Genomic DNA, 26605 nt, shown 5'->3' with positions numbered 1-26605 from the left:
AGCTCGCGATCGCGATCAGCGGCGGCTCCGGCGTGGGGGGGGGCGGCCAAACGGAGCCACCGCCCCCCCCCCCCCCCCCCCCCCCACCCCTCGCCCCCCCCCCCCCCCCCCCCCCCCCCCCCCCCCCCCCCACCCAACCCCCCCCCCCCCCCCCCCCCCCCCCCCCCCCCCCCCCCCCCAGGGCCTGCTGCGGGCCGCTCTAGGCCTTGGCCTCCGCCAGCAGCTTCTGGATGCGGGACACGCCCTCGACCAGGTCCTCGTCGCCCAGGGCGTACGAGAGGCGCAGGTAGCCCGGGGTGCCGAAGGCCTCGCCCGGGACGACCGCGACCTCGGCCTCGTCCAGGATCAGCGCGGCGAGCTCGACGGAGGTCTGCGGGCGCTTGCCGCGGATCTCCTTGCCGAGGAGCTCCTTGACCGACGGGTACGCGTAGAACGCGCCCTCGGGGGTCGGGCAGAGGACGCCCTCGATCTCGTTGAGCATCTTGACCATCGTCTGGCGGCGGCGGTCGAAGGCCTTGCGCATCTCGGCGACCGCGTCGAGGTTGCCCGAGACGGCGGCCAGCGCGGCGACCTGGGCCACGTTGGAGACGTTGGAGGTGGCGTGGGACTGCAGGTTGGTCGCCGCCTTGATGACGTCCACGGGGGCGATGACCCAGCCCACGCGCCAGCCGGTCATGGCGTACGTCTTGGCGACGCCGTTGACGATGATGCACTTGTCGCGCAGGGCCGGGACCAGGACCGGCAGCGAGGTGAACTTCGCGTCGCCGTAGACCAGGTGCTCGTAGATCTCGTCCGTCAGCACCCACAGGCCGTGCTCGGCGGCCCACTCGCCGATCGCCTTCGAGTCGGCCTCGCTGTAGACCGAACCGGTCGGGTTGGACGGGGAGACGAAGAGGACGACCTTGGTGCGCTCGGTGCGCGCGGCCTCCAGCTGCTCGACGGAGACCCGGTAGCCGGTGGTCTCGTCGGCGACGACCTCGACCGGGACACCGCCGGCGAGGCGGATCGACTCCGGGTAGGTGGTCCAGTACGGGGCCGGGACGATGACCTCGTCACCCGGGTCCAGGACGGCCGCGAAGGCCTCGTAGATCGCCTGCTTGCCGCCGTTGGTCACCAGGACCTGGGAAGCGTCAACCTCGTACCCGGAGTCGCGCAGCGTCTTCGCGGCGATCGCGCTCTTCAGCTCGGGCAGCCCGCCGGCCGGCGTGTAGCGGTGGTACTTCGGGTTGCGGCAGGCCTCGACCGCCGCCTCGACGATGTAGTCGGGCGTCGGGAAGTCGGGCTCGCCCGCTCCGAAACCGATCACCGGGCGGCCGGCGGCCTTGAGGGCCTTGGCCTTGGCGTCGACGGCGAGGGTGGCGGACTCGGAGATGGCGCCGATACGGGCGGATACGCGGCGCTCGGCGGAAGGCGTTTCAGAGGTCATGCGGCCAATCGTCCCAGACGCCAAAGAAGCGCCGCACGCCGTTTCAGTTACCGGACTGGAGGCCCGCTGGAACGTGTCAGGACGGCGCTGTTCGACGTCAGGGCCCGGACCACGTACACTCAACCGTCGTTGGCCCTCGCCAACCGCTCAGTGCGCAAGCACTCCGTGCACTCGCTCGGATGCGGTAGGTTGGGGGACGCAAAGGGTCGTAGCTCAATTGGTAGAGCACTGGTCTCCAAAACCAGCGGTTGGGGGTTCGAGTCCCTCCGGCCCTGCTCCACACTCCATTCCTCGGATGTGTGCGCAGGTACGTACTTCGATGCAACGCCGTGCGGCGCAACCGGGCGCGGTACGGCCACGACCCGGATTCAGGTGAGAGACGTGACGGACGCCCTGGGCTCCATCGACATGCCTGACGCCGAGGACGACACTCGCGAGAAGAAGGCCCGCAAGGGCGGTAAGCGCGGCAAGAAGGGCCCTCTCGGCCGGCTCGCGCTTTTCTACCGCCAGATCGTCGCGGAACTCCGCAAGGTTGTTTGGCCCACTCGCAACCAGCTCACGACGTACACCTCCGTGGTGATTGTCTTCGTCGTCATCATGATCGGCCTTGTGACCGTGATTGACTATGGGTTCCAGGAAGCCATCAAGTTCGTCTTCGGCTGATCCCCGCGGAGGGCGGCGCCTGATGGGTGCCGCCCCTTTTCGCATGTTCCACCACCTTTTGTATCCAGGAAGAAGCAGCCACCGTGTCTGACCCGAACCTGAACGTGAGCCACGACTCCGTCGAGTCCGTCGAGGACGAGCTCGACATCGTCGAGGCTGCAGACGCTGTGGAGCCCGACGAGGCCGAGCTCGCCGACGCCGAGGCGGGTGTCGCCGCCGAAGAGGCCGCGATGCACGTCGAGGGCGCCGACGAAGACGCTGAGGTCGAGGACGAGGACGCCGTAGAGGCTTCCGACGAGGAAGAGGCGGACGAGGAGTCCGACGACTCCGAGGGCGAAGACGAGGCCGAGGCTGCCGAGGCTTCCGACGAGGAGGCCGAAGAGGCCGCCCCGGTCGAGGACGCCGAGCCCGTCGACCCGATCCAGGCCCTGCGCGACGAGCTGCGCCTCCTGCCCGGCGAGTGGTACGTGATCCACACCTACGCCGGTTACGAGAAGCGCGTGAAGGCGAACCTCGAGCAGCGCGCCGTCTCGCTGAACGTCGAGGAGTTCATCTACCAGGCCGAGGTGCCCGAGGAAGAGATCGTCCAGATCAAGAACGGCGAGCGCAAGAACGTCCGGCAGAACAAGCTGCCCGGTTACGTTCTCGTCCGCATGGATCTGACGAACGAGTCCTGGGGTGTCGTCCGCAACACGCCCGGCGTCACCGGCTTCGTGGGCAACGCGTACGACCCCTACCCGCTGACCCTGGACGAGATCGTCAAGATGCTCGCCCCGGAGGCGCAGGAGAAGGCCGCGAAGCTCGCCGCGGAAGAAGCCGGCCTGCCGGCGCCCGCCGTCAAGCGCACGATCGAGGTGCTCGACTTCGAGGTCGGCGACTCGGTCACCGTCACCGACGGCCCGTTCGCGACGCTCCAGGCGACGATCAACGAGATCAACCCGGACTCGAAGAAGGTCAAGGGCCTCGTCGAGATCTTCGGCCGCGAGACCCCGGTCGAGCTGAGCTTCGACCAGATCCAGAAGAACTGATCTTCTGGCCAACGCTTCCGAACCAGGTCAGATCGCCCCGCAAAGGGCGGTCTGACCTGCTCGGTTTTTAGCCCCGCACCGATACCCGTTATCGTGGTGCGGTATGCCTCCATCCGGATGACCGGATTGGCGGCGAAAACTCTCACTAGGACCCGGAGAGAGCAATGCCTCCCAAGAAGAAGAAGGTCACGGGGCTTATCAAGCTCCAGATCAAGGCCGGTGCGGCCAACCCGGCTCCGCCGGTCGGCCCCGCGCTCGGTCAGCACGGCGTCAACATCATGGAGTTCTGCAAGGCCTACAACGCCGCGACCGAGTCGCAGCGTGGCATGGTCGTGCCGGTGGAGATCACGGTCTACGACGACCGCTCCTTCACCTTCATCACCAAGACGCCGCCGGCCGCGCGCCTCATCCTGAAGAGCGCGGGCGTGGAGAAGGGCTCGGGCGAGCCGCACAAGACCAAGGTCGCGAAGCTTACGCGTGACCAGGTCCGCGAGATCGCCTCGATCAAGCTCCCCGACCTGAACGCCAACGACCTGGACGCCGCCGAGCAGATCATCCGCGGCACCGCCCGTTCCATGGGCATCACGGTCGAAGGCTGATTCAGCCACCCCCAGCACCACAGTGGTAGGGCCAAGCGCTGGTCCGCACCACGACTCCACGCCTGAAGTCACAACACAGGAGCAGAAGTGAAGCGCAGCAAGACTCTCCGCGCTGCGGACGCCAAGGTCGACCGGGAGAAGCTGTACGCCCCGCTCGAGGCCGTCCGTCTCGCCAAGGAGACCACCACGACCAAGTTCGACGCCACCGTCGAGGTCGCCTTCCGTCTGGGTGTCGACCCGCGCAAGGCCGACCAGATGGTCCGCGGCACCGTGAACCTCCCGCACGGCACCGGCAAGACCGCCCGGGTCCTGGTCTTCGCGACCGGTGACCGTGCTGCGGCCGCGGAAGCCGCCGGCGCCGACATTGTCGGCGACGACGAGCTCATCAACGAGATCGCCAAGGGCAACCGCCTCAACGAGTTCGACGCCGTTGTGGCCACCCCGGACCTCATGGGCAAGGTCGGCCGCCTCGGCCGCGTGCTCGGTCCCCGTGGCCTCATGCCGAACCCGAAGACCGGCACCGTCACGATGGACGTCGCGAAGGCTGTCACCGAGATCAAGGGTGGCAAGATCGAGTTCCGCGTCGACAAGCACTCGAACCTGCACTTCATCATCGGCAAGGTCTCCTTCTCCGATGAGCAGCTGGTCGAGAACTACGGCGCGGCCCTGGACGAGATCCTTCGTCTGAAGCCGTCCGCCGCGAAGGGCCGCTACATCAAGAAGGCCGCCCTGGCGACCACGATGGGCCCCGGCATCCAGCTGGACTCCAACCGCACCCGGAACCTCCTCGTCGAGGAAGACCCGGCTGCCGTCTGACTGGACCGAGCCTCACGGCTCTGAGCCCCAGGGCTCACTGCTTGCCTGAACGGGCCTTCCACCCCCCTTCCCGGGGGGCGGGAGGCCCGTTCTCGTATCGTTGGCGCTTCGGCGACAAGGCCGAAGAACACAAGGGGTGGGGAACTCCATGCTCACGAAGCTGACGTACCGCAGGAAGAAGACCGCCGGCGCCGTACTGGCCGCCGTACTGCTCCTGGGCGGGGCCACGGCGTGCGAGGACGGCAAGAAGGACACGGGGGCCTCCGCGGCGCCGTCCAAGCCCGCCGAGACGGGCGCCCCGAAGGGCGCCGTGCAGGTCACGCCGGCCGCGTACCTGGAGAAGGTGCAGAAGAAGTCCGAGGAGATCACCTCGCTGCGCTACTCCATGTCCGGCAGCGCGGGCGGCGCGCAGATCGGCGGAGAGGTCTCGATGCGGCTGAAGCCGTCGCTCGGCATGGCCATGCACATGGCCACGCCGGACGCCTCGGGGGAGAGCGTCGACATCCGCCTGATCGACGGCGCCATGTACATGGGCAGCGAGGGCAAGTGGCTCAAGTTCGACATGAAGTCCCTGGACCCGACCGTGGCCAAGCAGCTGGACAACGTCGGCAAGGGCCCCCAGAGCGGTGAGAACCCGGGGGACAAGGCCGGTGACCTGCTCGGTGCCAAGGACCTGAAGACGGTCGGCGAGGAGACCATCGACGGCCAGAAGACCACGCACCTGTCCGGCACCGTCACGCTGGAGCAGATGAAGGCCTCGCTCGCCACGGCCGCTCCGGAGGTCAAGGAGCGCCAGGAGAAGTCCATCAAGCAGTTCGAGGCCCAGGGCGTGGACACCATGACGGTGGACATGTGGATCGACGAGAACGACCACGCCAAGCAGGTCCGCACCCGCGCCGAGAGCAGCAAGGGCGCGATCGACATCACGATCAAGGTCCTGGACTACAACAAGCCGGTCGAGATCACGGCCCCGCCGGCCGACCAGGTCGTGGACTTCGCCGCGATGATGGAGGAGGGCGGCGAGAGCTGACGCTCCGCTGTCCCGATCTGCGGATCCCGTGACGTGCAGGCGGCCCGGGCCGACCCGATTTGCCTCGGCTCGGCCGCTTCACGTACTCTTCCGAGGAAGCCAAAGACCGCTGGTCGTTGCCGTGCCCGCAAGGGTTCGGTGGCCGAAGGATCCGTTGAATGCGGACGACCCGCGTAGGTGACTGTGGAAGGTTCCCGGAATTCGTTCCGGTTGAGCCACGCCCTGGCGCCTGCGCCGGGGCGTTTCGTCTTTTCAGCCCCTTCTGAGCGGTCCTCATCACCCGGAAGGAGGCGAACGCACCATGCCGACGCCCAACAAGGCTGCATCGGTAGCCGAGCTCAAGGACGCGTTCCAGAGCTCGAACGCCGCCGTGCTGACCGAGTACCGGGGTCTCACCGTCGCGCAGCTCAAGACGCTGCGTCGCTCTCTTGGTGAGAACGCCCAGTACGCCGTGGTGAAGAACACGCTGACCAAGATTGCGGCCAACCAGGCCGGGATCACCGCGCTGGACGAGCACTTCGCTGGTCCGACCGCGGTCGCCTTCATCACCGGTGACCCGGTGGAGTCGGCGAAGAGCCTGCGTGACTTCGCCAAGGAAAACCCCAACCTCATCATCAAGGCGGGTGTCCTTGATGGTAAGGCGCTCACCGCCGATGAGATCAAGAAGCTTGCGGACCTCGAGTCCCGCGAGGTTCTGCTCAGCAAGCTGGCCGGCGCGTTCAAGGGCAAGCAGTCTCAGGCTGCCTCGCTCTTCCAGGCGCTGCCGTCGAAGTTCGTCCGCACCGCGGAAGCTCTTCGTGTCCAGCGCGCCGAGCAGGGCGGTGCCGAGTAATTCGGCTCGCGCACTGATCCACGCCGCCTAGTGCGTGGGTCGTAGCGGGCCGTTACGCCCGCCTCTATATACATCCGGCACCTGCCGATTTAGTGGAAGGATCGCCCATCATGGCGAAGCTCTCTCAGGACGACCTCCTCGCCCAGTTCGAGGAGATGACCCTCATCGAGCTCTCCGAGTTCGTGAAGGCGTTCGAGGCCAAGTTCGACGTCACCGCCGCCGCGGCCGTCGCCGTTGCCGCCCCGGGTCAGGGTGGCGCTGCCCCCGAGGCCGCCGAGGAGCAGGACGAGTTCGACGTCATCCTGACCTCTGCCGGTGACAAGAAGATCCAGGTCATCAAGGTCGTGCGCGAGCTGACCTCCCTGGGCCTCAAGGAGGCCAAGGACCTCGTGGACGGCGCCCCGAAGCCCGTCCTCGAGAAGGTCGCCAAGGAGGCCGCTGACAAGGCTGCCGAGGCCCTCAAGGGTGCCGGCGCCGGCGTCGAGGTCAAGTAACACCTCTGAGGCCGCCTGACGGCCTCAACCAAAGGGCGATCACCCGTAAGGGTGGTCGCCCTTTGGCGTACCCGCAGTGCCTGACTTGCCCCTGTCTCGTTGGGGAGTAGGGTGATCATCGTTGCCCCGCAGCAGGGTCCGGAGATGATCCGCACGGAGCAGGGGGCCTTGACGAACGGGACGCGGCGCGCAATTCTCAGACCCGTCGCCAGCTCGACCGGCTCGATCCGAGATCCGAGGCATGGATCGGGGCCGCAGCGGGCATGGATCGACTACGAAGAGGGCAGTACTGATACGCGCTCTGTGTGCGAGAGCCGAAGCGTTGGACGCAGTGTTGGAACGACATGGGGAAGGCCTGTTGCCGGTTTCCGGAAACCTGGTCTGGACATCAGTGAGCCAAGTGGCTACACTGACCCTTTGCGCTGCCTGTTAGCTGCCCCCTGCCCGTCGCCAGGGGCATGCCCACGCATGAGCACACTTGATTGATTAGCCCTGACCTGGTCTTTTTGGCCAGATCGGGAGGGTCCTTCTTCTGTGTCAGCTGGGACCGGTACGCGCGTAGTGAGTCCGAGCCCTCGGAAGGACCCCCTCTTGGCCGCCTCGCGCAACGCCTCGACCAATACGAACAACGGTGCCAGCACCGCCCCGCTGCGCATCTCCTTTGCAAAGATCAAGGAGCCCCTCGAGGTTCCGAACCTCCTGGCGCTGCAGACCGAGAGCTTTGACTGGCTGCTCGGCAATGCCGCCTGGAAGTCACGCGTCGAGTCGGCGCTTGAGAGTGGACAGGACGTCCCCACCAAGTCCGGTCTGGAAGAGATCTTCGAGGAGATCTCGCCGATCGAGGACTTCTCCGGGTCGATGTCGCTGACCTTCCGCGACCACCGTTTCGAGCCGGCGAAGAACTCTGTCGACGAGTGCAAGGAGCGCGACTTCACGTACGCGGCTCCGCTGTTCGTCACGGCCGAGTTCACGAACAACGAGACCGGAGAGATCAAGTCTCAGACGGTCTTCATGGGCGACTTCCCGCTCATGACCAACAAGGGCACCTTCGTCATCAACGGCACCGAGCGTGTCGTCGTGTCGCAGCTTGTCCGTTCCCCTGGTGTCTACTTCGACTCCTCCATCGACAAGACGTCCGACAAGGACATCTTCTCCGCCAAGATCATCCCGTCCCGGGGTGCCTGGCTGGAGATGGAGGTCGACAAGCGCGACATGGTCGGTGTCCGCATCGACCGCAAGCGCAAGCAGTCCGTCACCGTCCTCCTGAAGGCTCTCGGCTGGACCACCGAGCAGATCCTCGAGGAGTTCGGCGAGTACGAGTCCATGCGCGCCACCCTGGAGAAGGACCACACCCAGGGTCAGGACGACGCGCTGCTCGACATCTACCGCAAGCTGCGTCCGGGCGAGCCGCCGACCCGCGAGGCCGCTCAGACGCTGCTCGAGAACCTCTACTTCAACCCGAAGCGCTACGACCTCGCCAAGGTCGGCCGCTACAAGGTGAACAAGAAGCTCGGCGCCGACGAGCCGCTCGACGCCGGTGTGCTCACCACCGACGACGTCATCGCGACGATCAAGTACCTGGTCAAGCTGCACGCCGGTGAGACCGAGACGACCGGCGAGTCCGGCCGTTCGATCGTCGTCGAGACCGACGACATCGACCACTTCGGCAACCGTCGTCTGCGCAACGTCGGCGAGCTCATTCAGAACCAGGTCCGCACGGGTCTGGCTCGTATGGAGCGCGTCGTCCGCGAGCGGATGACCACGCAGGACGTCGAGGCGATCACGCCGCAGACCCTGATCAACATCCGGCCGGTCGTCGCCTCCATCAAGGAGTTCTTCGGCACCAGCCAGCTGTCGCAGTTCATGGACCAGAACAACCCGCTGTCGGGTCTGACCCACAAGCGCCGCCTGTCGGCGCTCGGCCCCGGTGGTCTGTCCCGTGAGCGGGCCGGCTTCGAGGTCCGTGACGTTCACCCGTCGCACTACGGCCGCATGTGCCCGATCGAGACCCCTGAAGGCCCGAACATCGGTCTGATCGGCTCGCTCGCCTCCTACGGTCGCGTCAACGCGTTCGGCTTCGTCGAGACCCCGTACCGCAAGGTCGTCGACGGTGTCGTCACCGACGAGGTCGACTACCTGACGGCCGACGAGGAAGACCGCTTCGTCATCGCCCAGGCCAACGCCGGCCTGAACGACGAGATGCGCTTCACGGAGAACCGCGTCCTGGTTCGCCGTCGTGGCGGCGAGATCGACTACATCGCCGGCGACGACGTCGACTACATGGACGTCTCCCCGCGCCAGATGGTGTCCGTCGCGACCGCGATGATCCCCTTCCTCGAGCACGACGACGCCAACCGCGCCCTCATGGGCGCGAACATGATGCGCCAGGCCGTTCCGCTCATCAAGGCGGAGGCCCCGCTCGTCGGCACCGGCATGGAGTACCGCTGTGCGGTCGACGCCGGCGACTCGATCAAGGCGGAGAAGGACGGTGTCGTCCAGGAGGTCTCGGCCGACTACATCACCGTCGCCAACGACGACGGCACGTACACCACGTACCGCGTCGCCAAGTTCTCCCGCTCGAACCAGGGCACCTCGGTCAACCAGAAGGTCATCGTCAACGAGGGTGACCGCATCATCGAGGCCCAGGTCCTCGCCGACGGTCCTGCGACCGAAGAGGGCGAAATGGCCCTCGGCAAGAACCTGCTCGTCGCGTTCATGCCCTGGGAAGGCCACAACTACGAGGACGCGATCATCCTGTCGCAGCGCCTCGTACAGGACGACGTCCTCTCCTCGATCCACATCGAGGAGCACGAGGTCGACGCCCGTGACACCAAGCTGGGCCCCGAGGAGATCACCCGGGACATCCCGAACGTCTCCGAGGAGGTCCTCGCGGACCTCGACGAGCGCGGCATCATCCGCATCGGTGCGGACGTCGTCGCCGGCGACATCCTGGTCGGCAAGGTCACGCCCAAGGGTGAGACCGAGCTGACCCCGGAGGAGCGCCTGCTCCGCGCGATCTTCGGTGAGAAGGCCCGCGAGGTGCGTGACACCTCGCTCAAGGTCCCTCACGGTGAGATCGGCAAGGTCATCGGTGTCCGCGTCTTCGACCGCGAGGAGGGGGACGAGCTTCCCCCGGGCGTGAACCAGCTGGTCCGCGTCTACGTCGCCCAGAAGCGCAAGATCACCGACGGTGACAAGCTCGCCGGCCGCCACGGCAACAAGGGTGTCATCTCCAAGATCCTTCCGATCGAGGACATGCCCTTCCTTGAAGACGGCACGCCGGTCGACATCATCCTGAACCCGCTGGGTGTCCCGTCCCGAATGAACCCGGGACAGGTCCTGGAGATCCACCTCGGCTGGCTCGCCAGCCGCGGCTGGGACGTCTCCGGGCTCGGCGAGGAGTGGGCCGAGCGTCTGAAGGTCATCGGGGCCGACCGTGTCGAGCCCGGTACCAACGTCGCCACCCCGGTGTTCGACGGTGCCCGCGAGGACGAGCTCGCCGGCCTGTTCGAGCACACCATCCCGAACCGCGACGGCGACCGCCTGGTCCTCCCGTCCGGCAAGGCGCGCCTGTTCGACGGCCGCTCCGGCGAGCCGTTCCCGGACCCGATCTCGATCGGGTACATGTACATCCTCAAGCTCCACCACCTGGTCGACGACAAGCTCCACGCCCGTTCGACCGGTCCGTACTCGATGATCACGCAGCAGCCGCTGGGTGGTAAGGCACAGTTCGGTGGCCAGCGCTTCGGTGAGATGGAGGTGTGGGCGCTCGAGGCTTATGGCGCCGCTTACGCCCTCCAGGAGCTGCTGACCATCAAGTCCGACGACGTCACCGGCCGAGTGAAGGTCTACGAGGCCATCGTCAAGGGCGAGAACATCCCCGAGCCGGGCATTCCCGAGTCCTTCAAGGTGCTCATCAAGGAAATGCAGTCGCTCTGCCTCAACGTGGAGGTGCTGTCCTCGGACGGCATGTCCATCGAGATGCGCGACACCGACGAGGACGTCTTCCGCGCGGCGGAGGAGCTCGGTATCGACCTGTCCCGGCGTGAGCCGAGCAGCGTCGAAGAGGTCTGACGGGCCTGACGGGGGGCTCGCTCAAGAGCCCCCCGTCATCCCCGGGACCGTTCAGACCATGATTGAGACTCGACCCCGAAAGAGGGATTGACGCACAGTGCTCGACGTCAACTTCTTCGACGAGCTGCGGATCGGCCTTGCCACCGCGGACGACATCCGAACCTGGTCCCACGGCGAGGTCAAGAAGCCGGAGACCATCAACTACCGCACCCTCAAGCCCGAGAAGGACGGACTCTTCTGCGAGAAGATCTTCGGTCCGACCCGGGACTGGGAGTGCTACTGCGGCAAGTACAAGCGTGTCCGCTTCAAGGGCATCATCTGTGAGCGCTGTGGCGTCGAGGTCACGCGCGCCAAGGTGCGTCGTGAGCGGATGGGCCACATCGAGCTTGCCGCTCCCGTCACCCACATCTGGTACTTCAAGGGCGTCCCGTCGCGCCTGGGCTACCTGCTGGACCTCGCGCCGAAGGACCTCGAGAAGGTCATCTACTTCGCCGCGTACATGATCACGTTCGTGGACGACGAGCGCCGCACCCGCGACCTCCCGTCGCTGGAGGCCCACGTCTCCGTCGAGCGCCAGCAGATCGAGAACCGCCGTGACGCGGACCTCGAAGGCCGTGCCAAGAAGCTCGAGACCGACCTGGCCGAGCTCGAGGCCGAGGGCGCGAAGGCCGACGTACGCCGCAAGGTGCGCGAAGGTGCCGAGCGCGAGATGAAGCAGCTCCGTGACCGCGCCCAGCGCGAGATCGACCGCCTCGACGAGGTGTGGAACCGCTTCAAGAACCTCAAGGTCCAGGACCTCGAGGGCGACGAGCTGCTCTACCGCGAGCTGCGTGACCGCTTCGGCACGTACTTCGACGGTTCGATGGGTGCCGCGGCGCTGCAGAAGCGCCTGGAGTCCTTCGACCTCGAGGAGGAGGCCGAGCGCCTCCGCGAGATCATCCGTACCGGCAAGGGCCAGAAGAAGACCCGTGCGCTCAAGCGCCTCAAGGTCGTCTCCGCGTTCCTGCAGACCAGCAACAGCCCCAAGGGCATGGTTCTGGACTGCGTGCCGGTGATCCCGCCGGACCTGCGTCCGATGGTGCAGCTGGACGGTGGCCGCTTCGCGACCTCCGACCTGAACGACCTGTACCGCCGCGTGATCAACCGCAACAACCGCCTGAAGCGCCTTCTCGACCTCGGTGCCCCCGAGATCATCGTGAACAACGAGAAGCGCATGCTCCAGGAGGCCGTGGACGCCCTCTTCGACAACGGTCGTCGTGGTCGTCCGGTGACCGGTCCCGGCAACCGTCCGCTGAAGTCCCTGAGCGACATGCTCAAGGGCAAGCAGGGTCGATTCCGTCAGAACCTGCTCGGCAAGCGCGTGGACTACTCCGCGCGTTCCGTGATCGTCGTCGGCCCGCAGCTGAAGCTGCACCAGTGCGGCCTGCCCAAGGCCATGGCGCTGGAGCTCTTCAAGCCGTTCGTGATGAAGCGCCTGGTGGACCTGAACCACGCGCAGAACATCAAGTCGGCGAAGCGCATGGTCGAGCGCGGCCGCACGGTCGTCTACGACGTGCTCGAAGAGGTCATCGCCGAGCACCCGGTTCTGCTGAACCGTGCGCCCACGCTGCACCGCCTCGGCATCCAGGCCTTCGAGCCCCAGCTGGTCGAAGGCAAGGCCATCCAGATCCACCCGCTCGTCTGCACCGCGTTCAACGCGGACTTCGACGGTGACCAGATGGCCGTGCACCTGCCGCTCTCCGCGGAGGCGCAGGCCGAGGCCCGCATCCTGATGCTGTCCTCGAACAACATCCTCAAGCCGGCCGACGGCCGTCCGGTCACGATGCCGACCCAGGACATGGTCCTCGGTCTGTTCTTCCTGACCACCGACGGTGAGCTCCGTGACACCAAGGGCGAGGGCCGCGCGTTCGGCTCCACGGCCGAGGCGACCATGGCGTTCGACAACGGCGAGCTCGCGCTCCAGTCGCAGGTCGACATCCGCTTCCCGGTGGGCACCATCCCGCCGCGTGGCTGGGTCGCGCCCGTCGCCGAAGAGGGCGAGCAGGAGTTCCAGCCGGGCGACAGCTTCCGTCTGCGCACCTCCCTGGGCCGCGCGCTCTTCAACGAGCTGCTGCCCGAGGACTACCCGTTCGTCGACTACTCGGTGGGCAAGAAGCAGCTCTCCGAGATCGTCAACGACCTGGCGGAGCGCTACCCCAAGGTCATCGTGGCGGCGACGCTCGACAACCTGAAGGCGGCCGGCTTCCACTGGGCGACCCGTTCGGGCGTCACCGTGGCCATCTCCGACGTCGTCGTGCCCGAGGCCAAGAAGGCCATCGTCGCGGGCTACGAGGCGCAGGACGAGAAGGTCCAGAAGCAGTACGAGCGCGGTCTGATCACCAAGGACGAGCGCACGCAGGAGCTCATCGCGATCTGGACCAAGGCGACCAACGAGGTTGCCGAGGCGATGAACGCGAACTTCCCCAAGACGAACCCCATCTTCATGATGGTTGACTCGGGTGCCCGAGGAAACATGATGCAGATGCGACAGATCGCCGGTATGCGTGGTCTGGTGTCGAACGCGAAGAACGAGACCATCCCGCGTCCGATCAAGGCGTCCTTCCGTGAGGGCCTCACCGTTCTGGAGTACTTCATCTCCACGCACGGTGCCCGTAAGGGTCTGGCGGACACCGCCCTGCGTACCGCCGACTCGGGTTACCTGACCCGTCGTCTGGTGGACGTCTCGCAGGACGTCATCATCCGCGAGGAGGACTGCGGCACCGAGCGCGGTCTGAAGCTGAAGATCGCCGTTCGCGACGAGACCGGCGTGCTGCGCAAGGCCGACGACGTCGAGACCTCGATCTACGCCCGCATGCTGGCCGAGGACGTCGTCATCGACGGCAAGGTCATCGCGCCGGCCAACGTCGACCTCGGTGACGTCCTGATCGACGCCCTGGTCGCCAACGGCGTCGAGGAGGTCAAGACCCGCTCGGTCCTGACCTGTGAGTCCGCGGTCGGCACCTGTGCCTTCTGCTACGGACGCTCGCTCGCCACCGGCAAGCTGGTCGACATCGGTGAGGCGGTCGGCATCATCGCCGCCCAGTCCATCGGTGAGCCCGGTACCCAGCTGACGATGCGTACCTTCCACACCGGTGGTGTGGCCGGTGACGACATCACGCAGGGTCTGCCGCGTGTCGTCGAGCTCTTCGAGGCCCGTACCCCGAAGGGTGTCGCCCCGATCTCCGAGGCCGCCGGCCGCGTGCGGATCGAGGAGACCGAGAAGACGAAGAAGATCGTCATCACGCCCGACGACGGCAGCGAGGAGACGGCCTTCCCGATCTCCAAGCGCGCCAAGGTCATCGTCGGCGAGGGCGACCACGTCGAGGTGGGCCAGAAGCTCACCATGGGTGCCACCAACCCGCACGACGTGCTGCGCATCCTCGGCCAGCGTGCCGTCCAGGTCCACCTGGTCGGCGAAGTCCAGAAGGTCTACAACTCGCAGGGCGTGTCGATCCACGACAAGCACATCGAGATCATCATCCGGCAGATGCTGCGCCGCGTGACGATCATCGAGTCCGGCGACGCGGAGCTCCTGCCGGGCGAGCTCGTCGAGCGGTCGAAGTTCGAGACCGAGAACCGTCGTGTGGTCACCGAGGGCGGTCACCCCGCCTCCGGCCGTCCGCAGCTGATGGGTATCACCAAGGCCTCGCTCGCGACCGAGTCCTGGCTGTCGGCGGCGTCCTTCCAGGAGACGACCAGGGTTCTGACGGACGCGGCGATCAACGCCAAGTCCGACTCCCTGATCGGCCTCAAGGAGAACGTCATCATCGGTAAGCTCATCCCGGCCGGTACGGGCCTCGCCCGCTACCGCAACATCCGGGTGGAGCCCACCGAGGAAGCCAAGGCCGCGATGTACTCGGCCGTCGGCTACGACGACATCGACTACTCGCCCTTCGGCACCGGCTCCGGCCAGGCTGTCCCGCTGGAGGACTACGACTACGGCCCGTACAACGGCTGAGGTCACAGGTAGCAAGCAAGAAGCCCCCCGCGGCTCCGAGAGGAGCGGCGGGGGGCTTCTTCGTGTCCGGGGCGGGCCCGGGCGGGCCCGCCTCAGGCGCGGCGGCGGCGGAGGAGGGGGGGGATTGAGGCGGCGGTCAGGATCAGCAGGCCCAGGGCGCCGCCGGCGAGGCCGGGCTTGAGGCCCTTCGGGGTGAAGGTGCAGGAGATCTTGTCCGTGCCCGGTTGCAGGTCCAGGGCGAGCAGGCCGTGGAAGTCCTTCGTCGGGGCCGAGCACTGCCAGCCGGGGACGGCCGTCGTGGCGACGACCGCCGTGCCCCGGGAGCCCTGGGGGAGGGTGGCCCCGATGGTGTGGCCGCCCGCGTCGACGTGGGTGGCGCCCGTGGTCTTGAGGTGGGTCACCGCCGCGTCCAGCTTGGCGGGGTCCAGGCAGCCGATGGGGTGCTCGCCGGCCGTGGCGCCCTGGGTGGCGGTCCTGACCGTGATGTCGAGCCGGCCCGACGCCGGGACCGGGCCGAGGCGCAGGACGCCGGACATGCGGTCCTGGAGGGCCTGCTCGGCGCCGCCGCCGGTGCGGAGGCTGCCGTAGATCTCGGGGGAGAACCAGAACGCCTCGGAGCCGGGGGCGCACTGGGCGGCGTACGTCTGCTCCGTGGGGGTGCCGCCGCGGGTGACGGGCGGGACCCCGTAGACGGTGGCGCCCAGGACGCTCTCCTGGCGGGCGTAGACGCTGTCGGCGGGGTTGGGGGAGGTGTACGGGCCCGGGCGGACCGTCACCAGGGGAGGGGCGGGGAAGAGGCGGGCCGCCCAGCTGTTCTTCGCCGGGCCCGGCTCGACCCGGGCGCCGATGGAGAAGATCGCGTCGAGCACCGGGTTGTCGGCGCCGAAGAAGGTCCGGCCGTCGTTCTTGAAGCCGTAGCCGAGCGGCTCCAGCGCCCGGTAGGTGACCTCGGGCAGGTAGCTGCTGTAGTACTGCGGGCCCTCCGCGCGCAGGGCGAGGGCGTCGTTGTACGAGGTCTGCGGCGCGCCCGAGTCGGTCCGGTACGCGGGCCAGCCGTCCACGCCCCGGACGGCGGCGAACTGGTTGGTGATCGACTGGTTCGAGGTGGCGGCCGGCTTCGCCCAGCGTTCGCGGGCCCGCCGGGAGTCCGCGTTGAGCGCCGCGACCGTGGATTCCGCGAAGACGACGCCGATCATCAGTACGGCCGCCACGGGAATCAGTGCGCGGCGCTTCTCGCCCAGCGCCAGCAGCACCAGCGCCAGCAGCGAGACCGATCCGCCGCCGAGCACGGCGGGCCAGGTCCAGCCGCCGAAGTCGTCGGTGTGCCGGAGCACGAAGGTGGCTGCGACGAGCAGCGCGGCGACCAGGGCCAGGTGCAGCGGACGCGGGCGATGGGCGAGCGAGAGCCAGGCGACGACGACGACCATCCCGCTGAAGACGAAGGCCTCGCGGTAGGGGTTGCCGTTCGGCACCGCCAGCCCGTGCCACGCGTACTGGGTCGGCGGGAACTGGAACGAGGCCACGACCAGCAGCGTCGCCGCCGCCCACACCAGGCGGGTCCGCTTCGCGATGCCCGAGTTCAGCACGAAGGCGCCGGCCAGGATCAGCCCGAGCGAGGCCACGTACAGCCGCGGCCGGCCGCCCCACAGGTAGGTCGCCGGGAGCATGCCGGTCAGGAAGACCTCGATGCGCACCGGGTCGAAGGCGCCGGCCTGGGTGGGCTGCGCGGAGCCGCTGGACAGGAACGACGGCAGCAGGAGCGGCAGCGTGAGGAGGATGCCCGTCGTCGCGGCGGTGGCGGCCCGCCACAGCGCCCGCAGCCGCTGCGCGCCGGTCATGTCACGGGTGACGAGGCGGATGGCGAGGAGGACGCAGGCGGCCATCGTGGCCATCATCGCGGTGTAGAAGTTCCCGAACCACGCGAGCGCGACGAGCGCGGCCACACCGGGCCAGCGACGCTCCTCCAGGCACCACTCGACGGCGATGCCGAGGAGGGGGAGGGCGACGAGGCCCCACAGCCACATCGGAATGTACGAGGCGTCGCTGAGCGCCCAGCCGCAGAGGCCGTACGTGGCCCCGAGCACGCCGCGCTGCCACCACGGGCCGGGTTTCAGCTTCCCGAGGTACACGGTCATCAGGGCGGCGGCGGTGCCCATGGTGATCGGGGTGATGGCGAAGACCGCGAGGTCGACGCGGGCGCGGGGGACGAGCACGGCGAGCCAGGAGAAGGGGTTGCCGAGGTACGTGTAGTAGTCGGACAGGAACTGCTGTCCGAAGCCGCCGCGCCAGGTGAAGAGCACGTCGCCGGCGGCCTGGCCGTGGACCAGGTCCCACAGGGCCCGGTGGAAGGGCACGTACTGGTTGGCCTGGTCGTTGACGGCCCGGCCGGTGTTGCCGAAGGGGAAGGTGCCGCGCAGCACCCAGGAGGTACAGAAGGCGCCCGAGGTGACCAGGAAGGCGAGCAGGGGCCCGTACAGCCGGGAGGGCCGGGGGAGCAGCCGCGGGAGCCGGGTGAGCCCGGAGAGGCGGCGGCGCCCTGCTGAGGGGTGGGGCGGGGCGTCCGTGTCCGTCGGATCGGTCGTGGCCGTCCCCAATGTCCCGCTCCCTGATGTGGTCGTGCCCTTTGGGTCGAATCGTGGGCTGAATCGCAGGGCAGTTTAGTGGCCGGGGCGCCCGCGCATTCCCGCTCGGGCGCTTCGGGCGGGGGGTCCGGGCCGGGTTCGCGGCCGGGTTGCGGAGGCGTCCGTACCACATCTGCGCGTCGCCGCGACATCGGCGGGGCCGAAGGGGGGCCTCGCCCGTGCGGCGCATGGGCTGTGGGGGTCCGCCGGGCCCGGGGCCGGGGCTTTTGTTTTGACCGGAGTGGATGCGGTAGGTACGCTCAGACCTTGTGCCTGGGGTGTGCCTGGGCTCACGTGCGTGTCCACCAACCGCACTGGAGCCCGTATCCGCCACCGCGATCCATGCGTCTCCGTGCTTGCGCGGAGGTCCGCCGGATCCGACACACCCGACCGCGTGGGTCGGCAAAGTTCCAGGTTAGCTTCACTACACGGCACACAGAAACCGGAGAAGTAGTGCCTACGATCCAGCAGCTGGTCCGTAAGGGCCGGCAGGACAAGGTCGAGAAGACAAAGACCCCCGCGCTTGAGGCTTCGCCCCAGCGTCGCGGCGTCTGCACGCGTGTGTTCACGACCACCCCGAAGAAGCCGAACTCGGCGCTGCGTAAGGTCGCGCGTGTGCGTCTGACCTCTGGCATCGAGGTCACCGCTTACATTCCGGGTGAGGGACACAACCTGCAGGAGCACTCGATCGTGCTCGTGCGTGGTGGCCGTGTGAAGGACCTGCCGGGTGTTCGTTACAAGATCATCCGCGGTGCGCTTGACACCCAGGCTGTCAAGAACCGCAAGCAGGCCCGCAGCCGCTACGGCGCCAAGAAGGAGAAGTAAGAATGCCTCGTAAGGGCCCCGCCCCGAAGCGCCCGGTCATCATCGACCCGGTCTACGCATCTCCTCTGGTGACCTCGCTCATCAACAAGATCCTCCTGAACGGCAAGCGCTCCACCGCCGAGCGCATCGTTTACGGCGCCATGGAAGGCCTCCGCGAGAAGACCGGCAACGACCCGGTCATCACGCTGAAGCGCGCGCTGGAGAACGTCAAGCCGTCCCTCGAGGTCAAGTCCCGCCGTGTCGGTGGCGCGACCTACCAGGTTCCGGTTGAGGTCAAGCCGGGCCGCCAGTCGACCCTCGCGCTGCGCTGGCTCGTGGGTTACTCCCGCGCCCGCCGCGAGAAGACCATGACCGAGCGCCTCATGAACGAGCTGCTCGACGCCTCCAACGGTCTTGGCGCTGCCGTCAAGAAGCGCGAGGACACGCACAAGATGGCCGAGTCCAACAAGGCCTTCGCGCACTACCGCTGGTAGTCCCACCCCACATCGAGACCGAGAGAAGACCGAAGCCTTATGGCTACCACTTCGCTTGACCTGGCCAAGGTCCGCAACATCGGGATCATGGCCCACATCGACGCGGGCAAGACGACCACCACCGAGCGCATCCTGTTCTACACCGGTGTGTCGTACAAGATCGGTGAGGTCCACGACGGCGCCGCCACGATGGACTGGATGGAGCAGGAGCAGGAGCGTGGTATCACCATCACGTCTGCCGCGACCACCTGCCACTGGCCTCTTGAAGAGGTCGACCACACCATCAACATCATCGACACCCCGGGTCACGTTGACTTCACGGTCGAGGTGGAGCGTTCGCTCCGCGTCCTCGACGGTGCCGTCACCGTTTTCGACGGTGTCGCCGGTGTGGAGCCGCAGTCCGAGACGGTCTGGCGTCAGGCCGACCGTTACGGCGTGCCGCGCATCTGCTTCGTGAACAAGCTGGACCGTACCGGCGCCGAGTTCTTCCGCTGCGTTGACATGATCACGGACCGCCTCGGCGCGACCCCGATCGTCATGCAGCTGCCGATCGGTGCCGAGATGGACTTCCAGGGCGTTGTCGACCTGGTCCGCATGAAGGCGCTCGTCTGGTCCGCCGAAGCCTCCAAGGGCGAGATGTACGACGTCGTCGACATCCCGGCCTCGCACACCGAGCTCGCCGAGGAATGGCGCGGCAAGCTCGTCGAGGCCGTCGCGGAGAACGACGAAGAGATCATGGAACTGTTCCTGGAGGGCGTCGAGCCCACCGAGGAGCAGCTCTACGCCGCTGTTCGTCGTATCACCATCGCGTCCGGCAAGGGCGGCGACACCACTGTCACCCCCGTGTTCTGCGGCACCGCGTTCAAGAACAAGGGCGTTCAGCCCCTGCTCGACGCCGTCGTGCGCTACCTCCCCTCCCCCCTGGACGTCGAGGCCATCGAGGGCCACGACGTCAAGGACGCCGAGGTGGTCGTGAAGCGCAAGCCGTCCGACGCCGAGCCGCTGTCGGCCCTCGCGTTCAAGATCGCGAGCGACCCGCACCTCGGCAAGCTCACCTTCGTCCGGATCTACTCCGGTCGCCTGGAGGCCGGCACCGCGGTGCTGAACTCCGTCAAGGGCAAGAAGGAGCGCATCGGCAAGATCTACCGCATGCACGCGAACAAGCGTGAGGAGATCGAGTCGGTGGGCGCCGGCGACATCGTCGCCGTCATGGGCCTCAAGCAGACCACCACCGGTGAGACGCTGTGTGACGAGAAGAACCCGGTCATCCTGGAGTCCATGGACTTCCCGGCCCCGGTTATTCAGGTCGCCATCGAGCCCAAGTCCAAGGGTGACCAGGAGAAGCTGGGTGTTGCCATCCAGCGTCTCGCGGAGGAGGACCCCTCCTTCCAGGTTCACTCGGACGAGGAGACCGGCCAGACCATCATCGGTGGTATGGGCGAGCTTCACCTCGACATCCTCGTCGACCGCATGCGTCGCGAGTTCAAGGTCGAGGCGAACGTCGGCAAGCCGCAGGTCGCGTACCGCGAGACGATCCGTAAGGCCGTCGAGCGTCACGACTACACCCACAAGAAGCAGACCGGTGGTACCGGTCAGTTCGCCAAGGTGCAGATCGCGATCGAGCCCATCGAGGGCGGCGAAGCGGCGTACGAGTTCGTGAACAAGGTCACCGGTGGTCGTATCCCGCGGGAGTACATCCCGTCGGTCGACGCCGGTGCGCAGGAAGCCATGAAGTTCGGCATCCTCGCCGGCTACGAGATGACTGGCGTCCGCGTCATCCTTCTCGACGGTGGCTACCACGAGGTCGACTCCTCCGAGCTCGCGTTCAAGATCGCCGGTTCGCAGGCCTTCAAGGAGGCCGCGCGCAAGGCTTCCCCCGTGCTCCTTGAGCCGATGATGGCCGTTGAGGTCACCACGCCCGAGGACTACATGGGTGAGGTCATCGGCGACATCAACTCTCGCCGTGGCCAGATCCAGGCCATGGAGGAGCGTCACGGTGCTCGCATCGTGAAGGGCCTCGTGCCGCTTTCGGAGATGTTCGGCTACGTCGGAGACCTCCGCAGCAAGACCTCGGGTCGCGCCAGCTACTCGATGCAGTTCGACTCCTACGCCGAGGTTCCCCGGAACGTCGCCGAGGAGATCATCGCGAAGGCCAAGGGCGAGTAACTCTTCGGAGTACACGCTTTAGGCTTGTCACCGGCAGCCTCTGGGGCAACAGGAGCAACACTCCCGTTGCCCCGGGGACCGGCCGGCTTTCCAGCAAAGATCACCTGGCGCCGATCTGTAAGGCGTACAGAACCACTCTCAGGAGGACCCCCGTGGCGAAGGCGAAGTTCGAGCGGACTAAGCCGCACGTCAACATCGGCACCATCGGTCACATTGACCACGGTAAGACGACCCTCACGGCCGCCATTACCAAGGTGCTGCACGACAAGTACCCGGACCTGAACGCGGCTTCGGCCTTCGATCAGATCGACAAGGCTCCTGAGGAGCGCCAGCGCGGTATCACCATCTCCATCGCGCACGTCGAGTACCAGACCGAGGCGCGTCACTACGCCCACGTCGACTGCCCGGGTCACGCGGACTACATCAAGAACATGATCACCGGTGCCGCGCAGATGGACGGCGCGATCCTCGTGGTCGCCGCCACCGACGGCCCGATGCCGCAGACCAAGGAGCACGTGCTCCTGGCCCGCCAGGTCGGCGTTCCGTACATCGTTGTCGCCCTGAACAAGGCCGACATGGTGGACGACGAGGAGATCCTGGAGCTCGTCGAGCTCGAGGTCCGTGAGCTGCTCTCCGAGTACGAGTTCCCGGGCGACGACCTGCCGGTCGTCCGCGTCTCCGCGCTGAAGGCGCTCGAGGGCGACAAGGAGTGGGGCGACAAGCTCCTCGGCCTGATGGACGCCGTCGACGAGGCCATCCCGACCCCGCCGCGTGACACCGAGATGCCGTTCCTCATGCCCGTCGAGGACGTCTTCACGATCACCGGTCGCGGTACGGTCGTCACCGGCCGTATCGAGCGTGGTGTCCTGAAGGTCAACGAGACCGTCGACATCATCGGCATCAAGGAAGCCAAGACCACCACCACGGTCACCGGCATCGAGATGTTCCGCAAGCTGCTCGACGAGGGCCAGGCGGGCGAGAACGTCGGTCTGCTCCTCCGTGGCATCAAGCGCGAGGACGTCGAGCGCGGCCAGGTCATCATCAAGCCGGGTTCGGTCACGCCGCACACCCAGTTCGAGGCCCAGGCCTACATCCTGTCGAAGGACGAGGGTGGCCGTCACACCCCGTTCTTCAACAACTACCGCCCGCAGTTCTACTTCCGTACCACGGACGTCACGGGTGTCGTCACCCTGCCGGCCGGCACGGAGATGGTCATGCCGGGCGACAACACCGAGATGACGGTCGAGCTGATCCAGCCGGTCGCCATGGAGGAGGGCCTGAAGTTCGCCATCCGTGAGGGTGGTCGTACCGTGGGCGCCGGCCAGGTCACCAAGATCACGAAGTAATTTCGTGCTCTGACCTGGTAGCTCGCGCGAGCGGGCACCATGTTTGACAGAGGGGCCCCTGTCCTGTCGCTTCGGCGGCCGGGCAGGGGCCCTTCGTCGTGTCAGGCGGCGGCTCCGGCGGGCCGGCCGCCGCCGTCCCCGCAGTCGAGGCAGTGGCCCCCGGGGGTGGGGGAGCGGAAGGCGCGGCCGCAGCCCTCGCAGTTCTGGAACGGATCCGGCGGCACGAAGGCGGCTCTGGGCGGTACGGGGACCAGCTCGGGCGGCAGCCCGACGGTGAGCCGGTACGCGATGAGGCCGGCGGGATTGCGGGGCTGTGGCGGAAGGTTCGAGGTCAGCGCCGCGATGACGGCGGCGGGGCTCACCCCGCGCTCCAGCCAGGCCTCCGCGGCGGGGGTGAGCCGCTCGATGTCCCGGGGGCCGAGCACGAGGCGCGGGTCGATGCCGCGCAGCTCGCCGAGGATGCCTCCGGCGGCGGCCACCCGCCAGTGGTTCCCACCGTTCCGGGGCCGCGGCAGGCCGCCGTACGGGTCCTGCGCCGGGGGCGGTTCGGGGTCCGGGTCGCAACCCGCCGCCGCGTCCCGGGCGGCCGCGGCGGGGGCCGCTGGTGGAGCCGGGGCGACGTCCTCGTCGGGGCTCCAGGCCGGGGCCGGAGCGGGATCCGCGGGTGCGTGGTGGCCGTGAGCCCCGGACACCCCGGCAGCGCCGGAAGCCCCGAGGTCTCTGGTCCCGGGCGACCTGGGATTCGTAGGGCCCCCGGCAGCCCCGGAAGGCGCAGGACTCCCGGCGGCCAGGGAAGTCCCGGCAGTGCTGGGAGCGCCGGATCCGGGTGCGCCGCGCACCATGGGCCCCTTGGGAGCCCCGCGCGCCCCGGGATCCGTGGCGCCCCCGGCGGCGGCCGAAGCGTGGCCCGGGCGGTTGTACGAGACCGTGTGGGTGACGACCTGGCCGCCGGGCAGCCGTTCGCGGGTGCGCTTGAGGTAGCCGTGGACCTCCAGCTCGCGCAGGGCGCCGGCGATGCGGTGCTCGCTCTCGGCGAAGTGGGGGGCCAGGTCCTTGATGCCGATGCGGGTGCCGGCCGGGACGGACTGGATGTACAGGGCCAGCCCGCGGGCGGTGAGCGACAGCTCGGGGTGCTGGGCGAGGTGGTTGCCGATCACCGTGAAGCTACGGGCGTGCTTCACGTTGACGTGGACTACACCGGATCGGGGGGTCTCGGCGGGATTCAGGACCGAGGCGCGCGCGTGGGCGCTAGGCTGTGCAGCATCCATCGGGAAGGTCTTGCTTCCTGGCTGGTAGGCCCTCGGCCGGGATTGCGAGTCCCGTCGGGGGCCGACGTATTTCTGGGGTGGTCGCGGCGAGCATATGCCAGCGAACCCCCTTGAAAGCCAGCCGAGTTGGCGTAGTTCACCCATGTGAGGTACCGGCCGCCGACGGGAGGCTGGAGGGGTCTGGCAAGGGTTCTTTGGTTCCCCGGTACTTGAACCAATACGTCCCCCGCGACCGCTTCGCGGTCCACCGCGACGCGGCTGTCGCGACCCGGTCCGGGCGGGCCGTATCCCCAGGTGGGGGGCTGTGCGCCGGCTGTCGGAGGGCTGTGAGAAGCTCCGCTCCGCATGGTGTGACGGGACATCTCAGGGTGGGGAACATGGCACAGAACGACGACGGCAGACCGGGCGTCTCCGACGAGGAGTGGGCGCGGTTCGTCGAGGAGGCGGAGGGGGGTGCGGGGGAGGCCCCCGAGGAGCCGTCCGCGCGGGCGCGGATGGTGACCGAGCGGTTGCGGCGCGAGGACGAGCAGCGCGCCGCGGGGCAGAAGAAGCGTTTCGGCAGGGCGCAGCCCGTGCCCACCGAGCCCCCGGGGTGGCGCACGGGTCCCGCCTGGCAGGAGATGGAGGGCCGCGGCAGGGCGAAGCGGCGGTTCAAGGCCACCCTGGCCGTCGTCTTCATCGCGGGGCTGGCGCTGATCGTCGTACGGCCCGAGCTGCTGATCGACAAGGTCACGGGCAAGGCCGAGCAGGACGCCAAGGTCAGCGTTCCGCTGGCCCCCGAGACCGCGCGGCCGACGGCCGCACCCCCGGAGCAGTACCCGGACCGCCCGACGCTCCAGGACCCCTTCAAGGGCTCCCCGGCGCTCCAGTGGGCAGACGGGGCGGCGGGGATTGAGCTGCCCGAGGCGACGGCCGTCGGGGGAATGTCCAAGGAGCAGGTCGCCGACGCGCTGGCGAAGACCCGGCAGTTCCTGATCGCGGCCAACCTGGACGCGGCCACCCTGCGCGGGGAGCGTCCGGCCGCGGCCCTCGCCCTGCTGGACCCCCGGCAGCCGGAGGTTCCGGAGCGGCTGGAGCGGTCGCTGACGCATCCGAGCGCGGAGGACACCCCGGTGGAGCTCTTCACCCGCTTCGACCCGGCCGAGGTCACGCCGGTGGGCGACGTCGTCAAGGTGCGGGGGAGCATGCGCGCGGAGCCGGGGGACCGGGGGGAACTGCTGGTGGTGGCGGACTACACCTTCGTCCACCCATTGACCAAGGGGGGCGTGAGCGTGCAGCGGACCATCGTGCGCCGGCAGGTGACCCTGGCGCTGCTCGACCCGGCGCGCTGGGAGACCACCCGGGGCCGCCTGCAGGCGCGGAGCTACACCGCGGAGTGGTCGAACGTGGAGTGCGAGGCGGCCGATGGATTCCTGCACCCGTACTTCGCGCAGGACGTGGCGGACGGACCGGAGCCCACGGGGCCCGCGTCGGACCCGTATGACCGGAGCCAGGACATCAAGGGCGAAGGGTGCAGGCACATCACGCGATCCTGACCGGGGGACACGGGTGCGGCAGTTTGACCACTCAGCGTGGCGGGGTATTCTCTTCGGCCCGATTGGCCAGGTACGTGCCTCGTATGGCAGACTACTCAAGTTGCTCGGCTGAGTGCCGATGCTGCGCGCCTCCCGCCGGGAGGACCGGAAGCGAGTCCCACAGTACTCGTCGCTCTACCTGCCCCTCGGGGCAGCAATGGGGCGGACGTACGGGAATCTTCTGGGAAGCGTCAGCACGGTCCCGGCCAGGCACTCGGTGGGTGTTTTCCCCCGATGCGCGGTCTTGGGACCGCACCCCCTTGGATGAGGGAATTTCCGTATGGGAATTTTTTCTAGAGGGAGTGCGACACGCCCGACCGCGTGGGTCGGAGGAAAGCCGCGGAGTCATCCGCAGCCGACCGAGAGCCAGAGCGTTTCCACAACAGACAGGACTACGGAGTAGCCATGGCGGGACAGAAGATCCGCATCCGGCTCAAGGCCTACGACCACGAGGTCATCGATTCCTCGGCGAAGAAGATCGTCGAGACGGTGACGCGCACTGGTGCGTCGGTCGCGGGCCCGGTGCCGCTGCCCACTGAGAAGAACGTGTACTGCGTCATCAAGTCGCCGCACAAGTACAAGGACTCGCGCGAGCACTTCGAGATGCGCACGCACAAGCGCCTGATCGACATCCTCGACCCGACGCCCAAGACCGTTGACTCGCTGATGCGCCTGGACCTTCCGGCCGGCGTTGACATCGAGATCAAGCTCTGAGAGGCGTCGAGAAGATGGCAAAGCAGATCAAGGGCGTCCTGGGCGAGAAGCTCGGCATGACCCAGGTCTGGGACGAGAACAACCGTGTCGTCCCGGTGACCGTTGTCAAGGCCGGGCCCTGCGTCGTTACCCAGGTCCGTACGAACGACATCGACGGCTACGAGTCGGTCCAGATCGCCTTCGGCGAGATCGACCCGCGCAAGGTGAACAAGCCCCTCAAGGGCCACTTCGCCAAGGCCGACGTGACCCCCCGCCGCCACCTGGTGGAGCTCCGCACCTCCGACGCCAGCGAGTACACGCTCGGCCAGGAGATCACTGCTGAGGTGTTCGAGTCCGGCGTCAAGGTTGACGTCACGGGCAACAGCAAGGGCAAGGGCTTCGCCGGTGTCATGAAGCGGCACAACTTCCGGGGCCTCGGCGCCGGTCACGGTGTGCAGCGCAAGCACCGCTCCCCCGGTTCGATCGGTGGCTGCGCCACCCCTGGGCGTGTCTTCAAGGGCATGCGCATGGCCGGTCGCATGGGTAACGAGCGTGTCACCACCCAGAACCTGACCATCCACGCGGTTGACGCGGAGAAGGGTCTGCTCCTGATCAAGGGTGCGGTCCCCGGTCCGAACGGCGGCCTCGTCCTGGTCCGTACCGCGGCCAAGGGGGCTTGA

The 26605-nt window shown here is 67.7% G+C and carries 19 protein-coding genes and 1 tRNA gene; 17 read left to right on the top strand and 3 right to left on the bottom strand.

What is annotated here, in order from left to right:
- Positions 1–199 precede the first annotated feature (199 nt).
- Entirely contained in the window at positions 200–1426 is a 1227-nt protein-coding gene (locus tag ACZ7GJ_RS12060) for a pyridoxal phosphate-dependent aminotransferase (RefSeq protein ID WP_470751127.1), read from the bottom strand.
- A gap of 202 nt (positions 1427–1628) precedes the next feature.
- On the opposite strand from ACZ7GJ_RS12060, the gene ACZ7GJ_RS12055 reads away from it, so the two are divergent.
- From ACZ7GJ_RS12055 to ACZ7GJ_RS12010, 10 genes are all read left to right on the top strand, one after another.
- Positions 1629–1701 (top strand) — tRNA-Trp (locus ACZ7GJ_RS12055).
- 106 nt (positions 1702–1807) lie between these two features.
- On the top strand, positions 1808–2089 hold the full coding sequence (gene secE / locus ACZ7GJ_RS12050) for a preprotein translocase subunit SecE (protein ID WP_243333337.1): 282 nt from the start codon (positions 1808–1810) through the stop codon (positions 2087–2089).
- Between the two features lie 83 nt (positions 2090–2172).
- Positions 2173–3117, top strand: a complete 945-nt coding sequence (nusG, locus tag ACZ7GJ_RS12045; RefSeq protein WP_470751125.1) for a transcription termination/antitermination protein NusG — start codon at positions 2173–2175, stop codon at positions 3115–3117.
- Between the two features lie 164 nt (positions 3118–3281).
- Positions 3282–3716, top strand: coding sequence for a 50S ribosomal protein L11 (rplK, locus tag ACZ7GJ_RS12040; RefSeq protein WP_470751123.1), 435 nt, complete (start codon positions 3282–3284; stop codon positions 3714–3716).
- An 87-nt stretch (positions 3717–3803) separates the two neighbouring features.
- Complete coding sequence (rplA, locus tag ACZ7GJ_RS12035; RefSeq protein ID WP_470751121.1) at positions 3804–4532, top strand: 50S ribosomal protein L1; 729 nt, start codon at positions 3804–3806, stop codon at positions 4530–4532.
- Between the two features lie 148 nt (positions 4533–4680).
- Complete coding sequence (locus ACZ7GJ_RS12030; RefSeq protein WP_470751120.1) at positions 4681–5562, top strand: SCO4651 family lipoprotein; 882 nt, start codon at positions 4681–4683, stop codon at positions 5560–5562.
- A 301-nt stretch (positions 5563–5863) separates the two neighbouring features.
- A complete protein-coding gene (gene rplJ, locus ACZ7GJ_RS12025; protein WP_365919375.1) occupies positions 5864–6394 on the top strand; it encodes a 50S ribosomal protein L10 in 531 nt (176 codons plus the stop codon).
- 110 nt (positions 6395–6504) lie between these two features.
- A complete protein-coding gene (gene rplL, locus ACZ7GJ_RS12020; protein ID WP_470751118.1) occupies positions 6505–6888 on the top strand; it encodes a 50S ribosomal protein L7/L12 in 384 nt (127 codons plus the stop codon).
- 591 nt (positions 6889–7479) lie between these two features.
- Complete coding sequence (gene rpoB / locus ACZ7GJ_RS12015; RefSeq protein WP_365919379.1) at positions 7480–10962, top strand: DNA-directed RNA polymerase subunit beta; 3483 nt, start codon at positions 7480–7482, stop codon at positions 10960–10962.
- Between the two features lie 97 nt (positions 10963–11059).
- Entirely contained in the window at positions 11060–14959 is a 3900-nt protein-coding gene (locus tag ACZ7GJ_RS12010; RefSeq protein WP_365919381.1) for a DNA-directed RNA polymerase subunit beta', read from the top strand.
- Between the two features lie 92 nt (positions 14960–15051).
- Here ACZ7GJ_RS12010 and ACZ7GJ_RS12005 read toward each other — a convergent pair whose 3' ends face one another.
- Positions 15052–17553 (bottom strand): YfhO family protein, encoded by a 2502-nt coding sequence (locus ACZ7GJ_RS12005; protein WP_470751116.1) that lies wholly within the window; start codon positions 17551–17553, stop codon positions 15052–15054.
- Between the two features lie 480 nt (positions 17554–18033).
- On the opposite strand from ACZ7GJ_RS12005, the gene rpsL reads away from it, so the two are divergent.
- The 4 genes from rpsL to tuf all read left to right on the top strand — a co-directional run bounded on the left by rpsL (position 18034) and on the right by tuf (position 22390).
- Complete coding sequence (rpsL, locus tag ACZ7GJ_RS12000) at positions 18034–18405, top strand: 30S ribosomal protein S12 (protein ID WP_007265893.1); 372 nt, start codon at positions 18034–18036, stop codon at positions 18403–18405.
- Between the two features lie 2 nt (positions 18406–18407).
- Positions 18408–18878, top strand: coding sequence for a 30S ribosomal protein S7 (rpsG, locus tag ACZ7GJ_RS11995; RefSeq protein ID WP_007265894.1), 471 nt, complete (start codon positions 18408–18410; stop codon positions 18876–18878).
- Positions 18879–18917: 39 nt separating this feature from the next.
- The gene (fusA, locus tag ACZ7GJ_RS11990) at positions 18918–21044 is read left to right on the top strand and encodes an elongation factor G (RefSeq protein WP_365919386.1); all 2127 of its coding nucleotides are present in this window, start codon (positions 18918–18920) and stop codon (positions 21042–21044) included.
- A 152-nt stretch (positions 21045–21196) separates the two neighbouring features.
- Positions 21197–22390 (top strand): elongation factor Tu, encoded by a 1194-nt coding sequence (tuf, locus tag ACZ7GJ_RS11985; RefSeq protein WP_365919388.1) that lies wholly within the window; start codon positions 21197–21199, stop codon positions 22388–22390.
- A 101-nt stretch (positions 22391–22491) separates the two neighbouring features.
- Here the strand turns inward: tuf and ACZ7GJ_RS11980 are convergent, their stop codons facing one another.
- Positions 22492–23571: a helix-turn-helix domain-containing protein gene (locus tag ACZ7GJ_RS11980; RefSeq protein ID WP_470751113.1), complete on the bottom strand. Its 1080-nt coding sequence runs from the start codon at positions 23569–23571 to the stop codon at positions 22492–22494.
- 464 nt (positions 23572–24035) lie between these two features.
- Here ACZ7GJ_RS11980 and ACZ7GJ_RS11975 point away from each other — a divergent pair, with 464 nt between their 5' ends.
- The 3 genes from ACZ7GJ_RS11975 (at position 24036) to rplC (ending at position 26605) form a co-directional block, all read left to right on the top strand.
- Positions 24036–25193, top strand: coding sequence for a hypothetical protein (locus tag ACZ7GJ_RS11975; RefSeq protein WP_470751112.1), 1158 nt, complete (start codon positions 24036–24038; stop codon positions 25191–25193).
- A 444-nt stretch (positions 25194–25637) separates the two neighbouring features.
- Entirely contained in the window at positions 25638–25946 is a 309-nt protein-coding gene (gene rpsJ, locus ACZ7GJ_RS11970; RefSeq protein ID WP_003948644.1) for a 30S ribosomal protein S10, read from the top strand.
- A 14-nt stretch (positions 25947–25960) separates the two neighbouring features.
- The gene (rplC, locus tag ACZ7GJ_RS11965; RefSeq protein ID WP_007265899.1) at positions 25961–26605 is read left to right on the top strand and encodes a 50S ribosomal protein L3; all 645 of its coding nucleotides are present in this window, start codon (positions 25961–25963) and stop codon (positions 26603–26605) included.

The sequence above is a fragment of the Streptomyces sp. NPDC037242 genome (genome assembly GCF_055604165.1).
Note: the sequence above shows the minus strand (reverse complement) of the source record. Positions and strands in the feature narration are given on the sequence as shown.